The following is a 19,607-nucleotide window of genomic DNA, read 5'->3' on the forward strand; positions in this document are numbered from 1 at the left end:
AAGGAGACCGTCCTCAAACGGCCTCCCTGAATGGTAAAAAACCAACATGCAAGGGTTATTCCCCACAACCGCCATCCTTGTATCCACAAGAGCGGCACACCTTGCATTTGCCATCCTGCACATAGGAAAGCGAGTGGCACTGCGGGCAGATGGCGGCACCGTTCAGACCGGAGTCAATGGCAGCATTCCGGTTTTCTTCCTCCGGAGCAGGAGCCGTGGAAGCCGGGGCTGATATCATACGCGGAGGCAGAGCAGTCACCTGAGCGGCATCCAGCGTATGCATCAGAATGCTTTCACTGGAAATGGCAAAAACGTCGCGTAACCGATATCCATGGCTTTCCGGGAAGAGCCATGCGAGGATCTTGGCAATCAAGTCCACGACAGAAGCACAGGAACGGATCTCCGTACAGGTATCCCCATCCGTATCATCCCCGACGCGGCAAAAACCGGACGGTTCAAACGAATAATTGCGGAACCCCTTGACCACTTCCTTCAACGGTACTCCGAATTGAAGAGCAGTAGAAAGAAGTTTGCAGTAAGCTTCAAACATCCCGGAGGCAAAGGAACCAACCTGCCCCAAACGTCCGAATACTTCACCGCAAGTACCGTCGGTGTAAACTCCGACCGTAAGGTAACCGGTCAACTGTCCTCCCACAGAGAACTTGACGGTCTGTCCCAAGCGACGACCGGGAAGTTTCCTCTGGCGTGGCTTGGAGGCTTCGGCAATAATTTCATCAATAGCTTCCTGGCCTCCGTCGACCAGCTGCTTCCAAATGTGGTCGGCTTTAAAGCGGCGCGTTTCCGGGGTATCCACCACATAAACGGCATTAGCCTTGGAACCGGCTCGGAAAATGGCGATGCACTTGACTCCCAGGTCGTGAGACAAGACGAGGGAATCGTAAATGTCCTTTTCCGTAGCGCTCACAGGCATATTGACCGTCTTGGAGCAAGCCCCCGAAATAAACGGCTGCAAAGCCCCGAGCATCAAGACATGACCGGAGGGGGCTATGGCGCGCACGCCGTTTCCATTGGTCGCAGCACAGTCAAATACGGCCAGATCCGACTTTTGGAGCCACGGGATGGATTCAATGTGCGCAGCGCCGTTGACAATGATAAGCTCATCGGCTGACAACACGGGCATGTTGGAAGGATTGGTGATGTAGGTCACCTTCTCCAAAATTTCGGTACGGGTTTCGGAACCCTTCAACAGACGACGCCATGCGGCACGTACCGGACCGGCTTCATCGCCACAGGGATCCAGGATCAGCTGGGAAACGACATCGTCCATACGACCGCCGCAGGCACTGAGCAGGCCATCGATACCGGCAACTTCAAAAGAGGCTTCAACAACATAACTTTCGTCATATCCCAATGTCCGGAGACCTTCCAAAGCAAGGCGATTGAACATTTTGAGGGAACCGCCTCCTGCAAGCTGCTTCCATTTGACGAGAGTGTAGTCCGGCTCAATGGATGTCGTTCCTTCATCGTAACACCCCAGCGGAGCTGAAATCGTCCCGGTAGGAGCCATCACAGACACGAAGGAATTGCGGTAGACCTTGGCCTTAACGACCTTATCCCAAAGTTCGGAAGCCTTTTCCTGCAGTTCCCGGGCACAAGCCACACGGTCTGCATTCATGCGGGAAGGAGCCTTGAAACTGCGTAAATAGGCATTGAGGGCGTAAGCGGCATTCAGTCCTTGTGCTTCAGGCAACGGACCGTCTGCCTTATCCATAATGCCGGAGATAATCTTTTCTGCATCCTTGTCCGTTTTGATCCCGGTGATGGAAGAAGCAAGCTGCTGGGTAGCGCGGTGCAGGCGGAGAACAGCCTTCAGGTCATTCTTGCTTTCCGGGTATTCGATATAAGAACCCAACTCGGCTCCCATTTCCGCGGAGGCAGTCCAGCAGGCTGCGGTCAACAGACTACACAATTGGGAAGCAATCCAGCGGCCTTCGTCGGAATCGTAAGGTACACCGATAGCCATCAGGGCTCCTCCCACATTGGCATATCCGATACCAGTCGTGCGGAAACGGTAAGTACCCTGCGCGATTTCTGGAATCGGGAATCCGCCGCGCTCTACATTCAAGTCGGCACAGACCATAGCCAGACGGGCAGCATGCACGAGAGAGTCCGCATCAAAAGAAACGGAGCCATGTTCCTTGCGAAGGAAGCGGTAGGCATTGAACGATGAGAGGTTGCAACTCGTATTGTTGAGGAAAACGTACTCGGAACAGGGATTGGAGGTTGTGATGTCTCCAATGGATTTGACGGGATTCCAAAGATTGATCACGTCATTGTTATGTACGCCGGGTTCACCGTTTTCCCAAATAGACTTAGCCATGGATTCCAGAAGTTCCTGGGCACGAAAGGTTTGTTCGATGCGGGAGGGATTCGTCACCCAACGGGTATAGGTATTGCCGTTACTGGCATGAGCCTGCCAGAAGTCGCCCTTCAGGGAAACGGAATGGTTGGCATTCTGGTTGGAGAGGGTTTCCCCATACAACAAGGCGTCCATGTGCGGATCGAAACTCTCATCCGTCGTCAACGGCAAAGATAGAATCACGCGGGCAGCCGTCTTTTCCGCAGGGGTACCGGCAATAAGCTTGGTTTCAGCCAGGCGCTTGAGTTCCACATGGACATTGTGTTCACGAAGAATAACCTTGGCGACATCTTCCTGACGGTTCTTCACATTGATGAAATCGAAGATATCAGGATGATCGCTGAACATCAGCACCATGCGGGCGGCACGGCGCGTTTTCCCCCCGGACTTGATAGCTCCGGCCATTCTGTCCCATCCACGATCAAAGGAAATAGGACCGGACGAACGCCCCTTGCCGCTGATAGGCTCGCGGGAAGAACGCAGAGACGAAATATTGATGCCGACACCGGAACCGGACGCAAAAATACGGCCTTCCGTCGTCAGGTGTTCCAGAATATCCTCCATACTGTCTCCCACTTCCGTCAGGAAGCATGCGGAACATTGCGGATATTCGTAAGTCGACTGCAGGGTATAGGTCTGAAGGTTTTCCTTCGATCCCTTGGTATGATAAGACTTATTGCCATGACCGGAGTAAGAGTCGCGAAGATCCGGACGTCCCCAGCGCCACTGTTCCCAATGCCCGATATTAAACCAGACCGGAGAGTTCGGAGCCCAAATCTGCTTGATAAGCATAGCTTTCAGTTCTTCATTAAACACTTCGGCGTCTTCCAGATCGGCAAAATAGCCTTCTTCCCACCCCCACACCGTATAAGTATTGGCCACACGGTCAAACACGTTGCGGAAACTTTCCTCATACTCGGGAGTACCGGGAACACTGCCGAACAAGTATTTGTCAGCCGTAATTTTGACGGCGTTGTCATCCCAATGGGCAGGAGCTTCCACCCCCAGGCGTTCATAAATAGGCTTGCCCGTTTTCCAGTCCATGATACGGACATCGCGACGTTCCCAAATCACTTCATCGTAGGGGAACACCGAAGGAGAGGAAAATCTCCTGGTAAATTTCAGGCCGCCCAGTAGATCTTTACGTGGAGGAAGGACGATTTCCTGCCCATTGCGCAATTTCAGCACAGTTGTCGTTGGTGCGGAAGGAGGGGTACTCATTTCTGTAGGCTCTTTTGGAGTAGGTGAAGGTTGAGATTGATTAGGCAAAAAGGATAGCTGTTCGTTATCAGAATCTTTCATGGCCGAAGGGGGGGATGGCAACCGGTTTCCGGATTGCAGTAGTGGCTTCTTCTATCGAATCTTCATGGAGAGGAAAAGAAAAATATTGCGTGACTCCTTTTGTCGCACCACAATATATAGTATATTATCAAGAAGTCTCAACGTTTTCCGACGAGGGAGATCAATCCATGGGATGAATTTTTTTCATCACATCCAAGAGAAAGCCGGAAGGAGTTAAGGCGGGAAATGAGCTTGAAGAAAAATGCCAGTTCATCATCATGGGAATCCATGAAATTGCCGTTCTCCCTTCATTGCATGTTGACCGCCGGGCTTTTACTGTCCGGCTCGTTTCCCGTCTGCGGAGAAGCCCCCATTCCCACAGACAAGCCATCTCAAACGCAAGAAGCGCCCCAGCAGAACCAGGCGAAGGCGGAATACACGGCAACTTTCCCGGCACCCATTCCCGGAATTCCCATGCCCATGAACCTCAGTGCCATGGACGGAGTCAGCCTCGACTCCGTCCATATCGATCTGGCCGTCCGCCAGCACGAAGTGCTCGTCATCTATACATGTACTCTCACCTGTGACGCTCAACAAGCCGGCAAGAAACTGCCTATGGGCATTCCCTTCCAGTACAAACTGCCCGATGCCGAAGCCAATGCATCGTCCCCGTTGCCCATCCACCGCGTTCCTTTCTCCAAATCGCTGGGAGACATCAGTGTCGGAGTCAATCAGCTGGCCGAAGAATGGAAGCAGGTCGAAGGTAGGCATCCTCAATACCAGGCACCATCTCTGCAACAAGTCAGCGATATCACGCATTGGCTGACGTTTTCCCCCAAACTGAAACAAGGGCCTAATACCCTCACGATCCATTTCACCGTTCCCTATCGCCAAACACGCCAGTATCTGCCTCATCAAGATGGCGCACAAATCATTCAGAATCCTCTGCTCTTCCAGATGGATCTCAATGCCATCCGTACCTGGTCCGCCCCCATCCAGCACGGAGAAATCCTTATCTTTTCGGAGGAAATGCTCCCCGATTCCCTGAATCTCATCTCTCCGCAGGACAAAAATGCTGTTACACGCTCCGAAAAAGGCGTCATGAAATGGGATTTCACTCCGCAGGCCGGACAGCCCCCGACCGATACCCTTGCCCTGGAATTCGGACCTCGTCTGAGTTTTCGCGAAAATGCAAATGAAAAACGTACTTCACTGAAACTGAACAACACCCCGATTCGCATCCCTGGAGATTACAAAATTGAAACATCATCCTCAGCTGGGGCCGATCCGTTCGGCAATGCCTGTTCCCCAGACAACCTGCGGGAGGGTAGTCAAGGATTCTGGGCTGAAGGAGCGGAAGGCGATGGAGAATCACAGTTCATTCTCATCACATTCCCTACTCCGCAAAAATTGGAAGGACTGCTCATCCAACCGGGGATCTCTCCCGTCCGCCTTGGTCGCAACGGCGATACTGAAGCAAGACGCCACCCCGCCATCGCCTATTCCCTGTATAACAGGCCCCATAGTATTAGAGTCATTCTCAACGACGGGCAATACGAATTCAAAGCAACTCTGCGCGACGATTGGAATGAACAACTCGTCATCCCGCCCTACTTCAAGGGATCGGTTAAATCCGTCAAAATTATTCTGGAAAAAATAACCCAGGGAGCCAATTCCGAGGATACCTTCCTCACAGGAGCCATCCCCCTCGTCAAATAATATCCCATTGTATTTCCCATATCTCCACATTCTTTGATTGCCGACAAGCCCTCTTTTTCATAAACTTTTTTTATTCTTAGCAGACAATTTTTCCTATGAGTGACCAGCCCGACTCACAGCCCAATCCTCCTCTTTTGAAAAAACGAACCCTCATCACCGGAGTTCCAGCAGGAGGCCAATCCGAAGTACGCCCCAAATTGTTTTCCCCCGCTACAGCGGCACAGGCAGCATCGCAAGGCAAGTTACTCACCCCGGGAGGACAAGCCCAGATAACCGAAGAACAAGCCTTGCTGGCAGAAGAACAACTCCGTCTCCAACAGGAAGAACTCGCCCGCCAGGCCGCCGAACAGGCAGAACGCGAACGTCTCGACGCAGAACAGGCGGCACAAAAACGCCTGGAAGCAGAACAAATCGCCGCAGCACAAGCTGAAGAAGAGCGTCTGGAAATTGAACGGGCGGCTGCTGAACGCACCGCCTACGAACAGGCTATACGTGACGAACAGGAAAAACTCGCCGCGGCACAAACTGCAGAAGAAGCTCAGCCTCCGTACTATCAAGGGGAAGCCCCCCAAGCTGAAGAACTGGATGCCAAAGTCAAACATGCACTGGAACAATTGAAAGCCGCCCAGGAAGCTCTTATTGCAGCCCAGGCCACGGCTACCAGTCTGTCTCCCTCTGTGTCTGCAGCCCCCGCACCAGCACCGGAGTCCTCACCTGGCACAGCACCACGCTTGAAACTGGCTACTCCAGCTTCGCTCGTTTCTGCCGCACCTTCACCATCGCCGGCCATCACGCCAAAACCAGTAGCGACTTCTTCTCCGCTTCCCGGCACCCCTGCCAGTCCATCTCTTAGCGGTGGTTCCATCCCGCCAACTGCAGGCATCCCGCAATCTCCGGACGCCTCTTCTTCCGCCCCCCAACCGGAATCCATCATGAGCAAAAAGCCGATCAAATTCGGCATCATAGCCGTCTGCATCGCCGCCATCGGTTGCGGAGCCGCCTATTACTATGTTTCCGGAAGAGACGAAGCAATACGGAAGGCCAACGCCAGATATACCGAATTGCAAAAAATTGGTGTCGAACTCGGGAAGGAATCCTCTTCCCTTGGCGCAGACAAAGGAGGAGATATCCTGAAATACGATGCGGCAACATTCAAAACAAAAGTCACCCCCAATGCCAAGGATGCGGACTTCCTTCTTGACCACATACGCGGAACAAAAGACCCGACAGGAGCCAAGGCTGCCATCCATCTGCTCTCCGTCATGGGCCAGCTGGATCCCAAGATTGCTTTAAAAACGATTACGGATATCACCAATAACCCGAAGAAGTATACCAAGACACAGATTTCGATGTTTACCTCCATCCTGGCCTCGTCGAAAAACCCCAAAGTCTTGCAGCATCTCTGGCTCCTTCAGCGCAAACTCGCCGCTGCCAATCAGAAGGAACTGGAAGCCACCGTACTGCGTGAAATGCGTCTTGGCCTTGACCCCAACAGTATTACCCCTCTGTTAAAACTTCTGTTCAATCCCGACACCAAAGTTACCGATTCACATATCGTCGATGCTCTTGCCACTGCCATCCCTTCCATGGCGGACAAAGCTGACGATGCCGGTAAATCCCTCATCGCTGAAGAAATCGTCAAAGCAGCCAATTCTGCCCCCAAAGATACAGAAGCCAAACGATTAAACATTGCCTACCAGGCCCTCGCCCTAACCGGCAAACCTATGGCTATTTCATTCTTCAGGGACACCGTCAAGAACAGTCCCCTCATCAACAAAATCACGGCGATCCGCGCCATGAAGAGTTGTGTCAGCGACGATGCCATCCCTCTCCTCCGTGAATTCATGACATGGAAAGATCCGGATCTGGAACGGGAATCCACTGTGCGCGAAATCAGGAATTCCATATCCAGCGTCCTTGGAAACAGGCTCGGACAACGCAGCAACGAAGAAGGTAAAGCGCTCTTCCAACCGGAAATAGACCGCATTAACGACCTCTCAGCCCAAGCCGCCGCCGCCCCCGACGACAAAAAACTTGCCCAGGCAGCCCAGGATGCAAAAATGATGATTCTCGCCACCGTGTCAATCGCCATTGAAGAATATCCTTATGTCAAAGACATTCTGGACCAATTCATAAAAGATACCGATCCCAAAGTCTCCGAACGGGCCAAAAACATCCGTAAGCTGATTGCCAACCGTAAAAACCTCCAAAAGGAACGCAAAGGCATGAGCGAAGAAGAAAAAGCCGCCTACTGGCAAAACAAACTGAACCAGTAAACGACTTTCTTCCTCCTCACATCTCATCAAAAACTCCGGCAGAGCACCTCGTTCTGCCGGAGTTTTTTCTTTGATCGTTGAAATAATCAAGACTTCTTGAAAGCCCCATCCCTCTTTCATCGTATAAAAAACTATGGTTCATCTCTCCGGTATTTCCCCTTTCCTGGCTGTGCTCCTCACCAGCGGAATCATAAACAATCACACAGTTTCTGCAGAAGAACCACCCCAGCCACCTTCCCTCCCCCAATCACTTGCTACAATGACGGAAGCACCAGAAGCCGTTAACATTGCCCCGGGAGTCTGGAGAATACGCATTGGAACCCCGGAAAAGGAAATCAGCTACAGCAGACTCGCCGACCGTGCTCCACGAATAAAGGAGCTGGAAGCCTATCCCAGGCAGGAATTTCCCTTCGCCCCAGGAGACATCCGTTACACCATCGGAGCCGACCACAGTATCGGCATTCGCATCCCGGCCCCACCACACGAAGACATCTTCGGTTTTGGCCTCCAGCTTGACGGTATCAAAAAAAAGAACCGCGTCATGGATCTGCGTGTAGATCACTGGGGAAATGGCAAAGGACAGACCCACGCGCCCGTTCCGTTCTACCTCTCCAGCCGTGGATATGGCATCTACATCAACACCGCTCGACCTCTCAAAGTCTATTCACAGGTCGGCAATCGCAAAGATGCGCCATTCATCCCAACACCAGTTGACCGCAACCCCCCCCCGGATGAAAAACCAGCCCACGGATGGGATGCCCAGCCCATCGGAGATGCCGTCGAGATACAAACCTACGCCCAAGGAGTGGAAATCATCGTCTTTGCAGGTGAAACACTTCAGGACATCGTCGCAAAATACAACCTCTTCAACGGAGGAGGAGCCTTGCCCCCCCTCTGGGGGCTTGGTTTCTGGCACCGTGTCCCCGCCCAGTTCACCGCAGAAGAAACAGAAAAGGAAGTCGCACAATTCCACGACAAGAACATCCCTCTTGATGTCATTGGACTGGAACCAGGCTGGATGACCAAGTCCTACCCCTGTACCTTCGAATGGCAACCCAAACGCTTCCCCAACCCCGCCCGTTTCACGGAAAACATGCTCAACCAGGGCATCCACATCAACCTGTGGGAAAACCCCTACATTTCACCGGAAGCCAAGCTCTACTCCTCCATGCTTCCCCTGTCGGGCACACATACGGTATGGCTGGGCATCGTCCCGGATTACACCCTGCCAGAGTCACGCAAAATCATTACCGATCAACATAAAAAAGCTCATCTCGACATCGGTGTCTCCGGGTACAAAACGGATGAAGTGGACGGTTTCGACCAATGGCTGTGGCCAGACCATGCCCAATTTCCATCCGGGCTAGGAGGCAGCGTCATGAGGCAAATCTACGGACTCACCCTCCAGAAAACCTACCAGCAGGATCTGTTCCGTAAAAACAACACAAGATCCTACGGACAAATTCGCTCATCCAACGGTGGTGCCTCTGGATATTCCAATACCATCTATAGCGATGCCTACTCCCACGGACAATTCATCAATGGTATCTCATCCGCCAGCTTGTGCGGTGTCCTCTGGTGCCCGGAAATCCGCTCCGCCGCCAACTCGCAAGAATGGCTCTGCCGCATGCAGACTGCCATCTTCTCTCCGCTGGCACAGCTCAATGCCTGGGCTGATGGTACCAAACCATGGTCTTATCCAGAAGTAGAAAACCAGATTCGGGAACTGATCGAACTCAGAATGCGCCTGCTGCCCTACCTTTACACCGCGTTCTCGGAATACAATCGCAAGGGGATCCCGCCCTTCCGCGCCATGTTACTGGAAGCCGGCTTCAAATCCCAGGAAAAGATCGTCGCAGGAAAGCTGGATGCACGGGACAACCCGTATGCCACATCCCAAATCGTTGAAAGAAACGATCAATACATGATGGGGCCCGACATCATGGTTGCCCCATTCTACGAAAAACAATCCCAGAGGCGCACCGTTTACCTCCCCGCTGGTACCTGGTATGACTTCTACACAGGCAAAGCCTGGCAAGGCAATACAAGCATCACTGTTGACAATGATGGCAAAGTGCCGCTCTTTGTCAAGGAAGGTGCCGTCATCCCCATGCTCGCACATCCCGTCGCTAACGCCCGGGAAGCACTGAATGCTCCCCTGGAAATCCGTTACTACGGAAGAACGGACGGTTCCGCCGAACTTTACGAAGACGATGGCACCAGTTTCGACTACGAACAGGGGCAATTCAAAATCAGGCGGTTCACCGTCACAAACAAAGAGGGACAAGCCCCGATCTTGGAAGAAAAAGTCATCAAGGCTGATGGTCCATCACTCTTCGGCACAGTCAAACAATTCTCCACCATGAGCCAAGAGAAATAAGACATTCCCATCCGTCATTGGAAAATGATGCGTACGGAGACACGACCAGTCTTCCGTACGCAGAGCAAAAATGTATCACACCTGCTCGAAATACTCCTCTGGCGTCTCCACCACGATGCAATCCATCCCGGCTGCATTAGCCGCTAGAATTCCCGGTTCCGCATCCTCAAAAACCACACAATCGGCAGATTTGACCCCCAATTTCTCAGCCGCAAGAAGGAACATGTCCGGCGCTGGCTTTCCATGCTCCACATCTTCAGGCGTCACCACCAGGGAAAACAAATCATCAATTCCCGCACTCTTCAACGTCATACTGGCACCAGCCATCATACTCCCCGTCGCAATAGCAACCGGAGCATTGGCTCCCAGAGAACGGACGAAATCAACCGTCTCCACAATAGGCACCACACCTTCGTTCGCCAACAGATCCAAATAAATCGCCCTCTTGTCTTCCGACACCGCCTCAGCATCCATCTCGACGCCATACTTGCTATTGATGAATTTCACAACATCGCAGGCAGACTTGCCGCCGCAGGCGTAAAACTCCCTCGGCAGGAATGCTTCGTAAGGAGCGCCAGCCTTGTGGAGAGCCATCCTCCATGCCTTGTAATGCAGGGGCATACTGTCAACAAGGGTTCCATCCAGATCAAAAATATATCCTGCATACTGCTTTTCAGGCAAGTGGACTCGCTTCATGGGAAGGCATCATAAGGACTCAACCCTGATCGTAAAGCCCGGAAACAGACTTATTCCCAACCTACCGCCAGTAAACCACGCCTCATCTATCCGAACAATATAAAACGAAGAGAAGGAGAGAAAAATGTTTTTTCCCAAATATTTTACTCATCCGATACTTGACATTGAGAATCCCCTCACTAGAATCGACCGCACTCGGAACGAAAACCGACACATCCTTTTTTTCACATGGCTAATATTAAATCCGCACTGAAACGCATCCGTCAGACGAAGACCCGCACCGCCAGAAACCGTGCTGCTCATTCACGTCTGAAGACCCTCCGCAAGAAGATTGCCTCTGCCATCGAACAAGCTGACAAGGCCGCTGCAGCCGTTGCCTACAGCGAATTCTCCTCTGCCGTCGACAAAGCCGCCAAGACCGGCAAGGTTCCGGCCAATCGCGCTGCAAACTACAAGAGTAAGGCAGCCAAGGCAATCGCCAAAATCGCCTAAGTTCTTCATTCGGTTTTCCGTCCTTTTCATGACAAGCCGGCCTGTTTACGCAGGTCGGCTTGTTTTGTTACCCTGATCCCATGCAGCAATCTAGGAAAGAGATGGCGACGCTCATCATCAATGATCCCTCCTCCTTCAAAGTATGTGAAGGTTGTGGTTCCATCGTTTCTCAACAAACGGCTCTCTGTCCGAATTGCAATGCTTACCGGTTCGAGACACAAGACGAATATGTCGTCGAACAGGCCATCCTTCTCGCTTCGCGGGAGCAACGTTCCGTCACTCCGGACGACATTGATTTTTAAGCTTCCCCTACCAAGTTCCCCATGAAGCAGGATAATCTTAAAAAATGGAAGGTTCTGCGGAGTGCCTACATCCACCGGGAACCATGGTTTACCGTCCGGGAAGAAGATGTACTCCTCCCCAACGGCAAAGAAATCCCATCCTACCATATCCTGGAATATCCCGACTGGGTCAACGTGATCGCTATCACACGCGACAGACGCTTTGTCATGGAAAAGCAATACCGCCACGCACTCGCCCGCGTCGACTACGAACTTTGCGCTGGCGTCACGGAACCGGAGGACGGTTCCCCCATGGAGTCCGCCCGAAGGGAACTGCTTGAAGAAACCGGTTACGGAGGCGGAACATGGGAACACTTCATGACACTCTCCGCCAACCCCGGTACCCATACCAATTACACGCACTGCTTCATTGCACGCGATGTAGAACGACTTGGAGAACCATGCCTGGAGGATACAGAGGACATCTCTGTCCAGATTCTGACAAAAACCGAGCTTCTCGACATCATGACAAGAGGCGGCATCATCCAGGCTCTCCATATCGCCCCTCTGTGGAAATACATGGCCCTGTTTCCCGGAAAAGCCTGAGGCAGGTCTTTCCATGTCCTAATAAATCCTTTTCATCATGGGTTCCAAAGCCTAGTTTTCCCTTTTCTCCAACAAATTTTCCCGTTATGAACAACCTCCTTTCCATCGAACAACTCCAGGCTGAAGAAATCACGGATCTCCTGGCTCTGGGACACAAGCTCAAAGCCGAACGCGGCCACCATGCGGAACATCCACTCAAGGGACAGAGCTGGGGATTGATTTTCTCTAAATCCTCCACGCGCACCCGTGTCTCCTTCGAAGTCGGCATCAGCGAACTCGGAGGCAGGCCGATGTTCCTTTCCGTTCACGACATCCAACTAGGCCGCGGAGAACCCGTCAAAGACACCGCCCGCGTCCTCGGTCGCATGATCCACGGCGTAGCTATCCGTACCTACGGACAAAACGAAGTGGTCGAATTCGCCAAATACTCCGGTATCCCGACCATTAATGCCTTGACGGACGACGAACACCCCTGCCAGATTCTAGCCGACCTTCTAACCATCGAAGAAATCTACGGCAAAGCTTCCTGGAAGAACATGAAAATCGCGTTCATGGGCGATGCCGACAACAACATGGGACGCTCCTGGATGTGGGCAGCCAAAAGACTCGGCTTCACTCTCGCCCTCGGTGGCCCGGAAGCCTATCTGCCCTCCGCAGAATACCGGGCAAGGCTGAACTGCGACAACATCATTTACACCACCGATGCCGAAGAAGCCGTCCGCGGCGCTACCGTCATCAACACTGACACTTGGATCTCTATGGGACAGGAATCCGAACACGGTACCAAGGAAAAACATTTCCTTCCCTACCAGGTCAACGATACTCTCCTGAACGCCGCGGCCCCGGATGCTACCGTCCTTCACTGCCTCCCTGCCTACCGAGGTATGGAAATCACAGAGGAAGTACTGGAACATAACGCCGACGCCATCTTCCGAGAAGCGGAAAACAGACTTCATGCCCAAAAGGCTGTCCTGTCCACCCTGGCACGCAACTGCTACGGTCAATAATCCTCAAATACCATTAGCCATGGGATACGAAGAACGATTACAGGAACTCCTTGACGAACTGGATCTTTTCCAGGACTGGACCGAACGTTACGAATACATCATCGGCCTGGGAAAACAACTCCCTCCCCTTCCGGAAGCCCTTAAAACCGACGACATTCTCATCAAGGGATGCCAATCGCGCGTATGGCTCCACACGGAAAGCCGGGACGGCAAGCTCATTCTGGCAGCTGACAGCGACTCCCTCATCACCAAAGGCCTCATTGCCCTGTTCGTACGCCTCTTATCCGGTCTCCCTGCAGAAGAAGTTATCAAGGCCGACATGAGCAAACTCGACCAAACAGGTCTTAAAGACCACCTCGCCCCCACGCGAGCAAACGCTCTCAACTCCATGGCCGGTCAAATCAAACAGGCAGCGGCACGCATCGCCTCCGGCTCCTGAGACACCACAATCATTGATTCCACACCCGCCCCGGTTCCCCCAACAAGGGAAGCCGGGGTATTTATTTGCTACCAACAACCGCCTGTTATGATTTATTCTTCATGAACTTGTCGCGGAATTGCTCAAACTCCGGCAATTTCAACACCCAGACCGCCGCAAGATAAAGGAGAGCTCCCCCGCCGCAAACAAGGGACAACGTGAAGATACGGAATATATGCCCCCATTCCAAAAAGTCCTGCATGAAGAACGTTTTTGCCGCCCAACACCACACAGCCAGCAAAACACCGGCAAAAACAATCCTAATCAGTCCCGAGAACAACACGCCACCGCATATCCCCCCCAATTGCCTGCGGAGGTACAAGAAATAAAACAGAAAGTTGAACGTCGTGATCACCGATGTCGTCAAAGCCAACCACGAAGCATCCTTGTGCAAGATACGGACAAACGTGTAGTTGCAACTATAGCTCAATGACAAAGCTACCAGAGCCGCCATAAGGGGAACCCAGCGTTTTTCCAGAGCCAGAAACACCGGTTGCACCACCTTGGTCCCTGCATAGCCAAGCAATCCCCAGGCATAGGCAACCAGGACATCTCCAGTTCGTATGACATCTGCCTCCCCAAAGTGACCCCATGCCCACTGGTAAACCACGGAAACGGCATTTTCACCAAGAATCGCGAGAACAACTACGCTGGGAACGGCAAACAGTGCAACCAAGCGGAGAGCTGTCGCCACATGTTCCGCCACCTTTCCCTTCCCATCTTCATCACCGATCAACCGGGACACCGCCGGAAGGACAACCATCCCGGTCGCTACACCAAACAACCCCACCGGTAGCTGCCACAACTTGAAAGCCGTCGACAGTGCCGACACCGATCCAGCCTTCAATTCCAAAGCAAATCCAGTATTGATGTACACATTGAACTGGGTCACGCCGGACGCCATGACCGATGGAAGCATCAATCCCCAAATCTTGTACAGATTCTTATCTTTCCAATTGAAATTCAATTTCCAACGGAATCCTTCGCGTCTCAGGCGCGGTACTTGTACCAGCCATTGGGCTACACCGCCCAACGTCACGCCGATCGCAAACCCGTACAAAGCCTTCCCATCAAGGCCGAAGGTAGGATCAATCCAATAACCGATTGCAAACCCCACCATAATAGACACCACATTGAATGCCGCCGAGGCCAGCATCGGCAATCCAAACACACCCACAACATTCAAAGCCCCCATCACCAGAGCAGACAGAGAGGCAAACGCAATGAACGGCCACATCAACCGACACAATCCGATCGCCATATCCATATCGGAACCTTCCGTACTTCCATGGTACAGGGATCCCATCAAAGGCCCTGCAAACACAATCCCCAGCGTCACAATGGCTACCATCATGGAAGAAAGCTGGGTAGCCACCTTGGACGTCAATTCCCAGAGCACGGAGTCTCCATCCGCTTTCTTCACCTTGGAGGCAACACTCGTATATGCCTGGGACAAGGCTCCTTCGGCAAACAGGTCTCTCAACAAATTGGGAAGCCGAAAAGCAGTATTAAAAGCATCCAGCGGCCCACCCAACCCGAACAGTCCGTTATAAACGGCCTCGCGAGCCATCCCCGTCATGCGGCACAGAAAAATACAAGCGGAAGCAATCAGCGAATTACGGGCAAGAGACATGAAGCGGGCGGAAGTTGCGCAGATACTGCCACGCATGCCGCCGGGACGTCAACTCCGAAGCCTCACAACATTTCCGTCAATCACATTGAAAAAACAGAATCCCTCCTGTGTATCGGTAATAGACAGACCACCGCATCAATCAGTCCGGATTCACTTCTTTTTCCCGGGGAACCCCCTGCGACTGTATCGGATGAACTTGCCAAACCGCCCAAGATCACTCAGCAACCGTCTAAACAATCCCGGTCCCCACTCAGCCAGCCAGTACATCACGGGTGACACCTCCTTCGGGCGTGCCGTCAAATCCTTGACGAAGTTGGTTGACATGCGGTTGAGGATATCGGACATGGACTCTGTCTGAATCACGATTTGGGGAGCCATTACCAAAACATCCAAACCGCTCTTCAACGTAAAGAAATTCTTAATCCACGTATCGACGGCACGGTAACGGGCAATCCACGACCACACCTCCGATTCATCGGGCAAAGCCTCCAGAATCGTCCCGAAAGCCCTGCGGCTTACAATAACCGCATGCAGAGTCAAGGCTCCCGGTACTTTCCAGAGTTCTACATTATTCTCCGGATAGAGCAGGTCGGACCCCATATTCAGCTTTCTCACCCCACGTTCCAGCTTGGCATTGTACCCCAGGTAGCAAAGCCCCCAGCTCGTATTCATCCTCAAATATCTGGATAAGACATCGTCTGAAGCCTTTTCCGTCGCCTCAAAATACTTGCTCGGAATGGCATCGTCCTCTAGCACCAAGATGCGTTCATACCCATGCGCGGATGCATCTTCGATCACGCGCTTGTGGGACATAAGGCACCCCGCCACACCGGCCCAGTCGCGCTCGCGTCCTTCCGTATATTCGGAAAACCACGGACCTTCGCCATAACCAGGCAGTTCAATGCCATAGACGGCAGACATGCGCTTTACTTTGGAGAAATCAAGAATATCCCTCCAATTTTCCTTAAAACTCAACCAACGATCCACCCTGTGATCCAGATTGATCACATAAATGGCGGAAAATGAATTGAGGAATTTTTTCATGCACAAGAATCCAGTCGCGTGACGAAAGGACTTACTCGCTGAGAGTATATGTGAGGCGGATTGTTGCAAGCAAGTCTTTTTCCCTGCTGTATCCACATTAGGGCAAGATTATCGGATCCGAGCTACTTCCATCGAAAGGAAGTCGAAAAATGGAGCCTTCCCCCTTTATCTCGGCATGCACGTAATTCCGCTTGCAAGAGACCATGAGCAACGCTCAATAATAAGGCAATGAAGAGCTTTCTGTCCATAGTCGTCCTCTTTCTTGTCACAGGCATCCTGATGGAATCTGGTGCCGTCCCACCCCTCCAGGTAGCGGCACTCCACCCGTTTCTTGGCGAAATGGCGGAAAAAATTGGAGGAGAACATGTTAAAGTTGTCAATCTTTTGAAAGCCAATGGCAATCTGCACGCATTCGAACCCACTCCGGATGTGATCGCACAGGCTGCCGGTGCAAAATTCATCCTCGCTTCCGGTAAAAACATGGAACCCTATCTCAGTGGACTGGCAGACTCCGTTTCATCCCCTCGCGGCAAAGTTGTCATCATCGATATGGGAGCCTATATTCCCGACGTACCATCCGCCGACGGAGAACATACCCATGCCGAAGGAGTGGATGACCACCACTCCCACGGCTCGGTCGATCCGCACTGGTGGCACACACCGTCCAACATAAAGCGAGCCGCGCGCGCACTCTGCTCACTCTTCTCCCGGGAAGATCCGGATAATGCCGGAGCCTACAAAGCAGCTCTCGAACAATGGAACAAGGAATTGGATACCCTTGATGCCTGGGCCCGCGTCGAATTGGCTGATATCCCGGACACTCAGCGTCTGCTTGTTACCGGGCATTCCGCCATGGGGCATTTCTGTAAGGAATACTGTTTTACCGAACTGCCTATCCAAGGTATCAGCCGCGAGGATGAAGGCAACCCTGCCAGGTTCGGTAAAATCCTTCAAGAACTGAGAAACCGCCATGCCAAAGCCATCTTCCCCGAATATGGTTCCAACCCCAAATCCCTGATAAATATCGCCCAGAGTCTCAACATCCCGTTGGCACAACCACTGATCACGGACGGACTTTCTCCGGAAACACCCACCTTCGAAGATATGTTCCGGAAAAATGTCTCGACCATCAAACAGGCTCTGAGCCGCTAGTACGCCCAAGTATCCGATATGCGAGGATCCCCCCTACGACAATTATTCCTTACCTTGGCAGGAGTCCTCCTAGCCGGCGTACCACTTTACATCCTAACCATGCCTGCCACCCCCAACCAACAGGAATTGCACGAGTCCGTCCCATCATTCCCCGGTATCCCCGCCTACCTCACAGTCCGTTGCGCCCATACCCCGTCATCCATCGTTATCCGTTCCGGAGACAGGATCCTGCTGGAACGAAAATCACCTGTCCAACTAGTCAGCGAACACGACGTCAGCCTTCCCATTCCGGCTTCCGGAACAGTGCGTCTCAAAGTAGAAGCCTCTTGGCCGGAAAATACGCCCGACACTCCGATCACCCTGATTCTAGAACCCGAACGACGCGATTCCCGGACGGAAACACGTTGGTCAGTCGGGCAGCACCTTAATGACCTCTACACCTTCTCCTGGCCCTCATCATGACCCATTCGCACGACCATGTCTGTTGGGGTGCCGGACAATCACATCCCTGTTCTCATAAGCTTGATGTCCGGCACATCAGCGCCTCCTACGGCGCCGTTCTGGCTCTTGACGATGTTTCCTTCTCCGCCACATGCGGTCATACCATCGCCTTCATGGGTCCCAACGGTGCCGGCAAATCAACCCTCCTCAAGGCCATTGCCGGCCTCCTCCGTCCAACGCAAGGGGAAATTCTTTGGAACAATACCCCTCTTCATGCCACCCGGGGGGAAATCGCCTACCTACCCCAACGCTCGGAAGTTGACTGGAGTTTTCCCCTGACTGTTCGCGCACTTGTCGAGATGGGGCGTTACCCCGCACTCGGATTCTGGAAGAAATTCCAGCGGCACGACCAGGATATCGTGGAAAAATCGCTCGCCGCCATGGAACTGACCGAACTAGCCGACAGGCAAATCGGAGAACTTTCCGGAGGCCAGCAACAACGAGTCTTTCTCGCACGCGCCCTCGCCCAGGAAGCCCACGTCCTCCTTCTGGACGAACCCTTCACCGGACTGGACTCCCCCGCCAGTCATTCTCTGGGTAAACTCCTGCATACTCTGGCCAGGGAAGGTCGTCTCATCCTCGCCTCCCACCACGACCTCAATACCGCAGCAGCCCTCTTCGACGCCATCCTGCTCCTCAACCAAACCGTGCGTTTCTACGGTCCCGCCGACGATGTCCTCACAGAGGAACACATCCAATCCGTCTACCGCAACCAGACGTAATAAGCCCCCCGCACCGCCTCGCCTTCCACATGGACAATTCCTTCTTCCAATTCATTCAGGAACCGCTTGCTCAACGCTCGCTCGTCGCGTGCATCATGATCGGTTTTGCCAACGGCTTCGCCAGCGGCCTGGTCGTCCTGAGAAAATCCGCTCTGCAAATTGGGACTCTTTCCTGCGCCCTATTGCCGGGAATTGCCGTTGCCATCCTCATTTTCGGGCTCCTGCGCTGGAGCATCCTGGCCGGAGCCGTCATCGCGGCCCTGCTCGTCGGACTGGGTTCTCTCTTCGTCTCCCGTACATCCAGAATCAGTCATGACACCGCCCTCTCCATCATCCACACCACTGCCTTTGCCGCCGGCTACATCATCCTCGTCCGCCTCGGTCTTCAACAAAAGATAGATGACTGGCTCTTCGGCTCCATCATGAGCCTTTCCAACACCGATCTCTGGATAGCCTATGCCATCAGCGCTCTCTGCGTCCTGCTCATCGTTGCCTTCAAGCGACCACTGCTCATTTACCTGTTCGATCCAGGCATGGCGGCCACACTAGGCATACCGACCCGCCTGTTCAGTTACGGCGTCTTCGCCTTAATCATCCTTGTCCTCGTATCCTCCCTTCAGGCTGTCGGCGCCTTCCTGACGTTAGGACTCCTCGTCGGACCGGCTGCCACTATGAGACTGTTTACCGACAAGCCGGCCCTGCTTTTCTGGGGAGGAGGCATCATCGGAGCCTCCGGCTCCCTTCTGGCCTTTCTCCTTTCATTCCCACTAGGGTGGCACCTGGGTGCCACAATCATCCTCGTCCTTGGGGTTTTCTTCCTAGGTGCCTACCTTTTTTCACCAAAAGCCGGTCTTCTCTTCCGACACCGCAAAATTCCCTCTGCATGACAATCGATGACACGCACCCATCTAGCGAGAACTGACCCTCGGGCGTATTCTAAAAAGCGTGAAAAAGTGCGA

At 53.0% G+C, this 19,607-nt stretch carries 16 protein-coding genes; 12 read left to right on the plus strand and 4 right to left on the minus strand.

The window, feature by feature from the left end; all coding sequences use genetic code 11:
* Positions 1–55: 55 nt before the first annotated feature.
* Entirely contained in the window at positions 56–3,601 is a 3,546-nt protein-coding gene (locus tag QET93_RS10010; RefSeq protein WP_280132295.1) for an adenosylcobalamin-dependent ribonucleoside-diphosphate reductase, read from the minus strand.
* Between the two features lie 306 nt (positions 3,602–3,907).
* On the opposite strand from QET93_RS10010, the gene QET93_RS10015 reads away from it, so the two are divergent.
* From QET93_RS10015 to QET93_RS10025, 3 genes are all read left to right on the plus strand, one after another.
* Positions 3,908–5,380 carry a hypothetical protein gene (locus tag QET93_RS10015; RefSeq protein WP_322189970.1) on the plus strand — a complete coding sequence of 491 codons (1,473 nt, stop codon included), beginning with the start codon at positions 3,908–3,910 and terminating at the stop codon, positions 5,378–5,380.
* 95 nt (positions 5,381–5,475) lie between these two features.
* Entirely contained in the window at positions 5,476–7,656 is a 2,181-nt protein-coding gene (locus QET93_RS10020; protein ID WP_280132297.1) for a hypothetical protein, read from the plus strand.
* 259 nt (positions 7,657–7,915) lie between these two features.
* Positions 7,916–10,036, plus strand: a complete 2,121-nt coding sequence (locus tag QET93_RS10025) for a TIM-barrel domain-containing protein (RefSeq protein WP_280132298.1) — start codon at positions 7,916–7,918, stop codon at positions 10,034–10,036.
* 75 nt (positions 10,037–10,111) lie between these two features.
* Here QET93_RS10025 and QET93_RS10030 read toward each other — a convergent pair whose 3' ends face one another.
* Positions 10,112–10,732: a beta-phosphoglucomutase family hydrolase gene (locus tag QET93_RS10030; protein ID WP_280132299.1), complete on the minus strand. Its 621-nt coding sequence runs from the start codon at positions 10,730–10,732 to the stop codon at positions 10,112–10,114.
* A 228-nt stretch (positions 10,733–10,960) separates the two neighbouring features.
* Here QET93_RS10030 and rpsT point away from each other — a divergent pair, with 228 nt between their 5' ends.
* From rpsT to QET93_RS10055, 5 genes are all read left to right on the plus strand, one after another.
* Positions 10,961–11,224 carry a 30S ribosomal protein S20 gene (gene rpsT / locus QET93_RS10035; RefSeq protein ID WP_280125964.1) on the plus strand — a complete coding sequence of 88 codons (264 nt, stop codon included), beginning with the start codon at positions 10,961–10,963 and terminating at the stop codon, positions 11,222–11,224.
* Positions 11,225–11,304: 80 nt separating this feature from the next.
* Positions 11,305–11,526 carry a hypothetical protein gene (locus QET93_RS10040; protein ID WP_280125965.1) on the plus strand — a complete coding sequence of 74 codons (222 nt, stop codon included), beginning with the start codon at positions 11,305–11,307 and terminating at the stop codon, positions 11,524–11,526.
* Positions 11,527–11,547: 21 nt separating this feature from the next.
* A complete protein-coding gene (locus QET93_RS10045) occupies positions 11,548–12,111 on the plus strand; it encodes an NUDIX hydrolase (RefSeq protein WP_280125966.1) in 564 nt (187 codons plus the stop codon).
* 86 nt (positions 12,112–12,197) lie between these two features.
* Positions 12,198–13,118, plus strand: coding sequence for an ornithine carbamoyltransferase (gene argF, locus QET93_RS10050; RefSeq protein WP_280125967.1), 921 nt, complete (start codon positions 12,198–12,200; stop codon positions 13,116–13,118).
* A gap of 19 nt (positions 13,119–13,137) precedes the next feature.
* Entirely contained in the window at positions 13,138–13,557 is a 420-nt protein-coding gene (locus QET93_RS10055; RefSeq protein ID WP_280132300.1) for a SufE family protein, read from the plus strand.
* An 85-nt stretch (positions 13,558–13,642) separates the two neighbouring features.
* Here QET93_RS10055 and murJ read toward each other — a convergent pair whose 3' ends face one another.
* On the minus strand, positions 13,643–15,265 hold the full coding sequence (murJ, locus tag QET93_RS10060) for a murein biosynthesis integral membrane protein MurJ (protein ID WP_280132301.1): 1,623 nt from the start codon (positions 15,263–15,265) through the stop codon (positions 13,643–13,645).
* Between the two features lie 114 nt (positions 15,266–15,379).
* On the minus strand, positions 15,380–16,273 hold the full coding sequence (locus tag QET93_RS10065) for a glycosyltransferase family 25 protein (RefSeq protein ID WP_280125970.1): 894 nt from the start codon (positions 16,271–16,273) through the stop codon (positions 15,380–15,382).
* A 228-nt stretch (positions 16,274–16,501) separates the two neighbouring features.
* Between QET93_RS10065 and QET93_RS10070 the strand changes: the two genes are divergently transcribed.
* The 4 genes from QET93_RS10070 (at position 16,502) to QET93_RS10085 (ending at position 19,535) form a co-directional block, all read left to right on the plus strand.
* On the plus strand, positions 16,502–17,425 hold the full coding sequence (locus tag QET93_RS10070; protein ID WP_280125971.1) for a metal ABC transporter substrate-binding protein: 924 nt from the start codon (positions 16,502–16,504) through the stop codon (positions 17,423–17,425).
* A gap of 99 nt (positions 17,426–17,524) precedes the next feature.
* Positions 17,525–17,887, plus strand: a complete 363-nt coding sequence (locus QET93_RS10075; RefSeq protein ID WP_280132302.1) for a hypothetical protein — start codon at positions 17,525–17,527, stop codon at positions 17,885–17,887.
* The gene (locus tag QET93_RS10080; RefSeq protein WP_280132303.1) at positions 17,884–18,648 is read left to right on the plus strand and encodes a metal ABC transporter ATP-binding protein; all 765 of its coding nucleotides are present in this window, start codon (positions 17,884–17,886) and stop codon (positions 18,646–18,648) included. The genes QET93_RS10075 and QET93_RS10080 overlap by 4 nt, the downstream gene beginning before the upstream one ends.
* 29 nt (positions 18,649–18,677) lie before the next feature.
* Entirely contained in the window at positions 18,678–19,535 is an 858-nt protein-coding gene (locus tag QET93_RS10085) for a metal ABC transporter permease (RefSeq protein ID WP_280132304.1), read from the plus strand.
* Positions 19,536–19,607: the final 72 nt, after the last annotated feature.

Origin of the sequence: Akkermansia sp. N21116 (genome assembly GCF_029854705.2) — a bacterium.
GTDB lineage: Bacteria > Verrucomicrobiota > Verrucomicrobiia > Verrucomicrobiales > Akkermansiaceae > Akkermansia.

Excerpts from the sequence above, each read along its gene's own strand:
- QET93_RS10010 (WP_280132295.1), bottom strand. The coding sequence starts at position 3,601 with ATGAGTACCCCTCCTTCCGCACCAACGACAACTGTGCTGAAATTGCGC.
- QET93_RS10015 (WP_322189970.1), top strand. The coding sequence starts at position 3,908 with ATGAGCTTGAAGAAAAATGCCAGTTCATCATCATGGGAATCCATGAAA.
- QET93_RS10020 (WP_280132297.1), top strand. The coding sequence starts at position 5,476 with ATGAGTGACCAGCCCGACTCACAGCCCAATCCTCCTCTTTTGAAAAAA.
- QET93_RS10025 (WP_280132298.1), top strand. The coding sequence starts at position 7,916 with ATGACGGAAGCACCAGAAGCCGTTAACATTGCCCCGGGAGTCTGGAGA.
- QET93_RS10030 (WP_280132299.1), bottom strand. The coding sequence starts at position 10,732 with ATGAAGCGAGTCCACTTGCCTGAAAAGCAGTATGCAGGATATATTTTT.
- rpsT (WP_280125964.1), top strand. The coding sequence starts at position 10,961 with ATGGCTAATATTAAATCCGCACTGAAACGCATCCGTCAGACGAAGACC.
- QET93_RS10040 (WP_280125965.1), top strand. The coding sequence starts at position 11,305 with ATGCAGCAATCTAGGAAAGAGATGGCGACGCTCATCATCAATGATCCC.
- QET93_RS10045 (WP_280125966.1), top strand. The coding sequence starts at position 11,548 with ATGAAGCAGGATAATCTTAAAAAATGGAAGGTTCTGCGGAGTGCCTAC.
- argF (WP_280125967.1), top strand. The coding sequence starts at position 12,198 with ATGAACAACCTCCTTTCCATCGAACAACTCCAGGCTGAAGAAATCACG.
- QET93_RS10055 (WP_280132300.1), top strand. The coding sequence starts at position 13,138 with ATGGGATACGAAGAACGATTACAGGAACTCCTTGACGAACTGGATCTT.
- murJ (WP_280132301.1), bottom strand. The coding sequence starts at position 15,265 with ATGCGTGGCAGTATCTGCGCAACTTCCGCCCGCTTCATGTCTCTTGCC.
- QET93_RS10065 (WP_280125970.1), bottom strand. The coding sequence starts at position 16,273 with ATGAAAAAATTCCTCAATTCATTTTCCGCCATTTATGTGATCAATCTG.
- QET93_RS10070 (WP_280125971.1), top strand. The coding sequence starts at position 16,502 with ATGAAGAGCTTTCTGTCCATAGTCGTCCTCTTTCTTGTCACAGGCATC.
- QET93_RS10075 (WP_280132302.1), top strand. The coding sequence starts at position 17,525 with ATGCCTGCCACCCCCAACCAACAGGAATTGCACGAGTCCGTCCCATCA.
- QET93_RS10080 (WP_280132303.1), top strand. The coding sequence starts at position 17,884 with ATGACCCATTCGCACGACCATGTCTGTTGGGGTGCCGGACAATCACAT.
- QET93_RS10085 (WP_280132304.1), top strand. The coding sequence starts at position 18,678 with ATGGACAATTCCTTCTTCCAATTCATTCAGGAACCGCTTGCTCAACGC.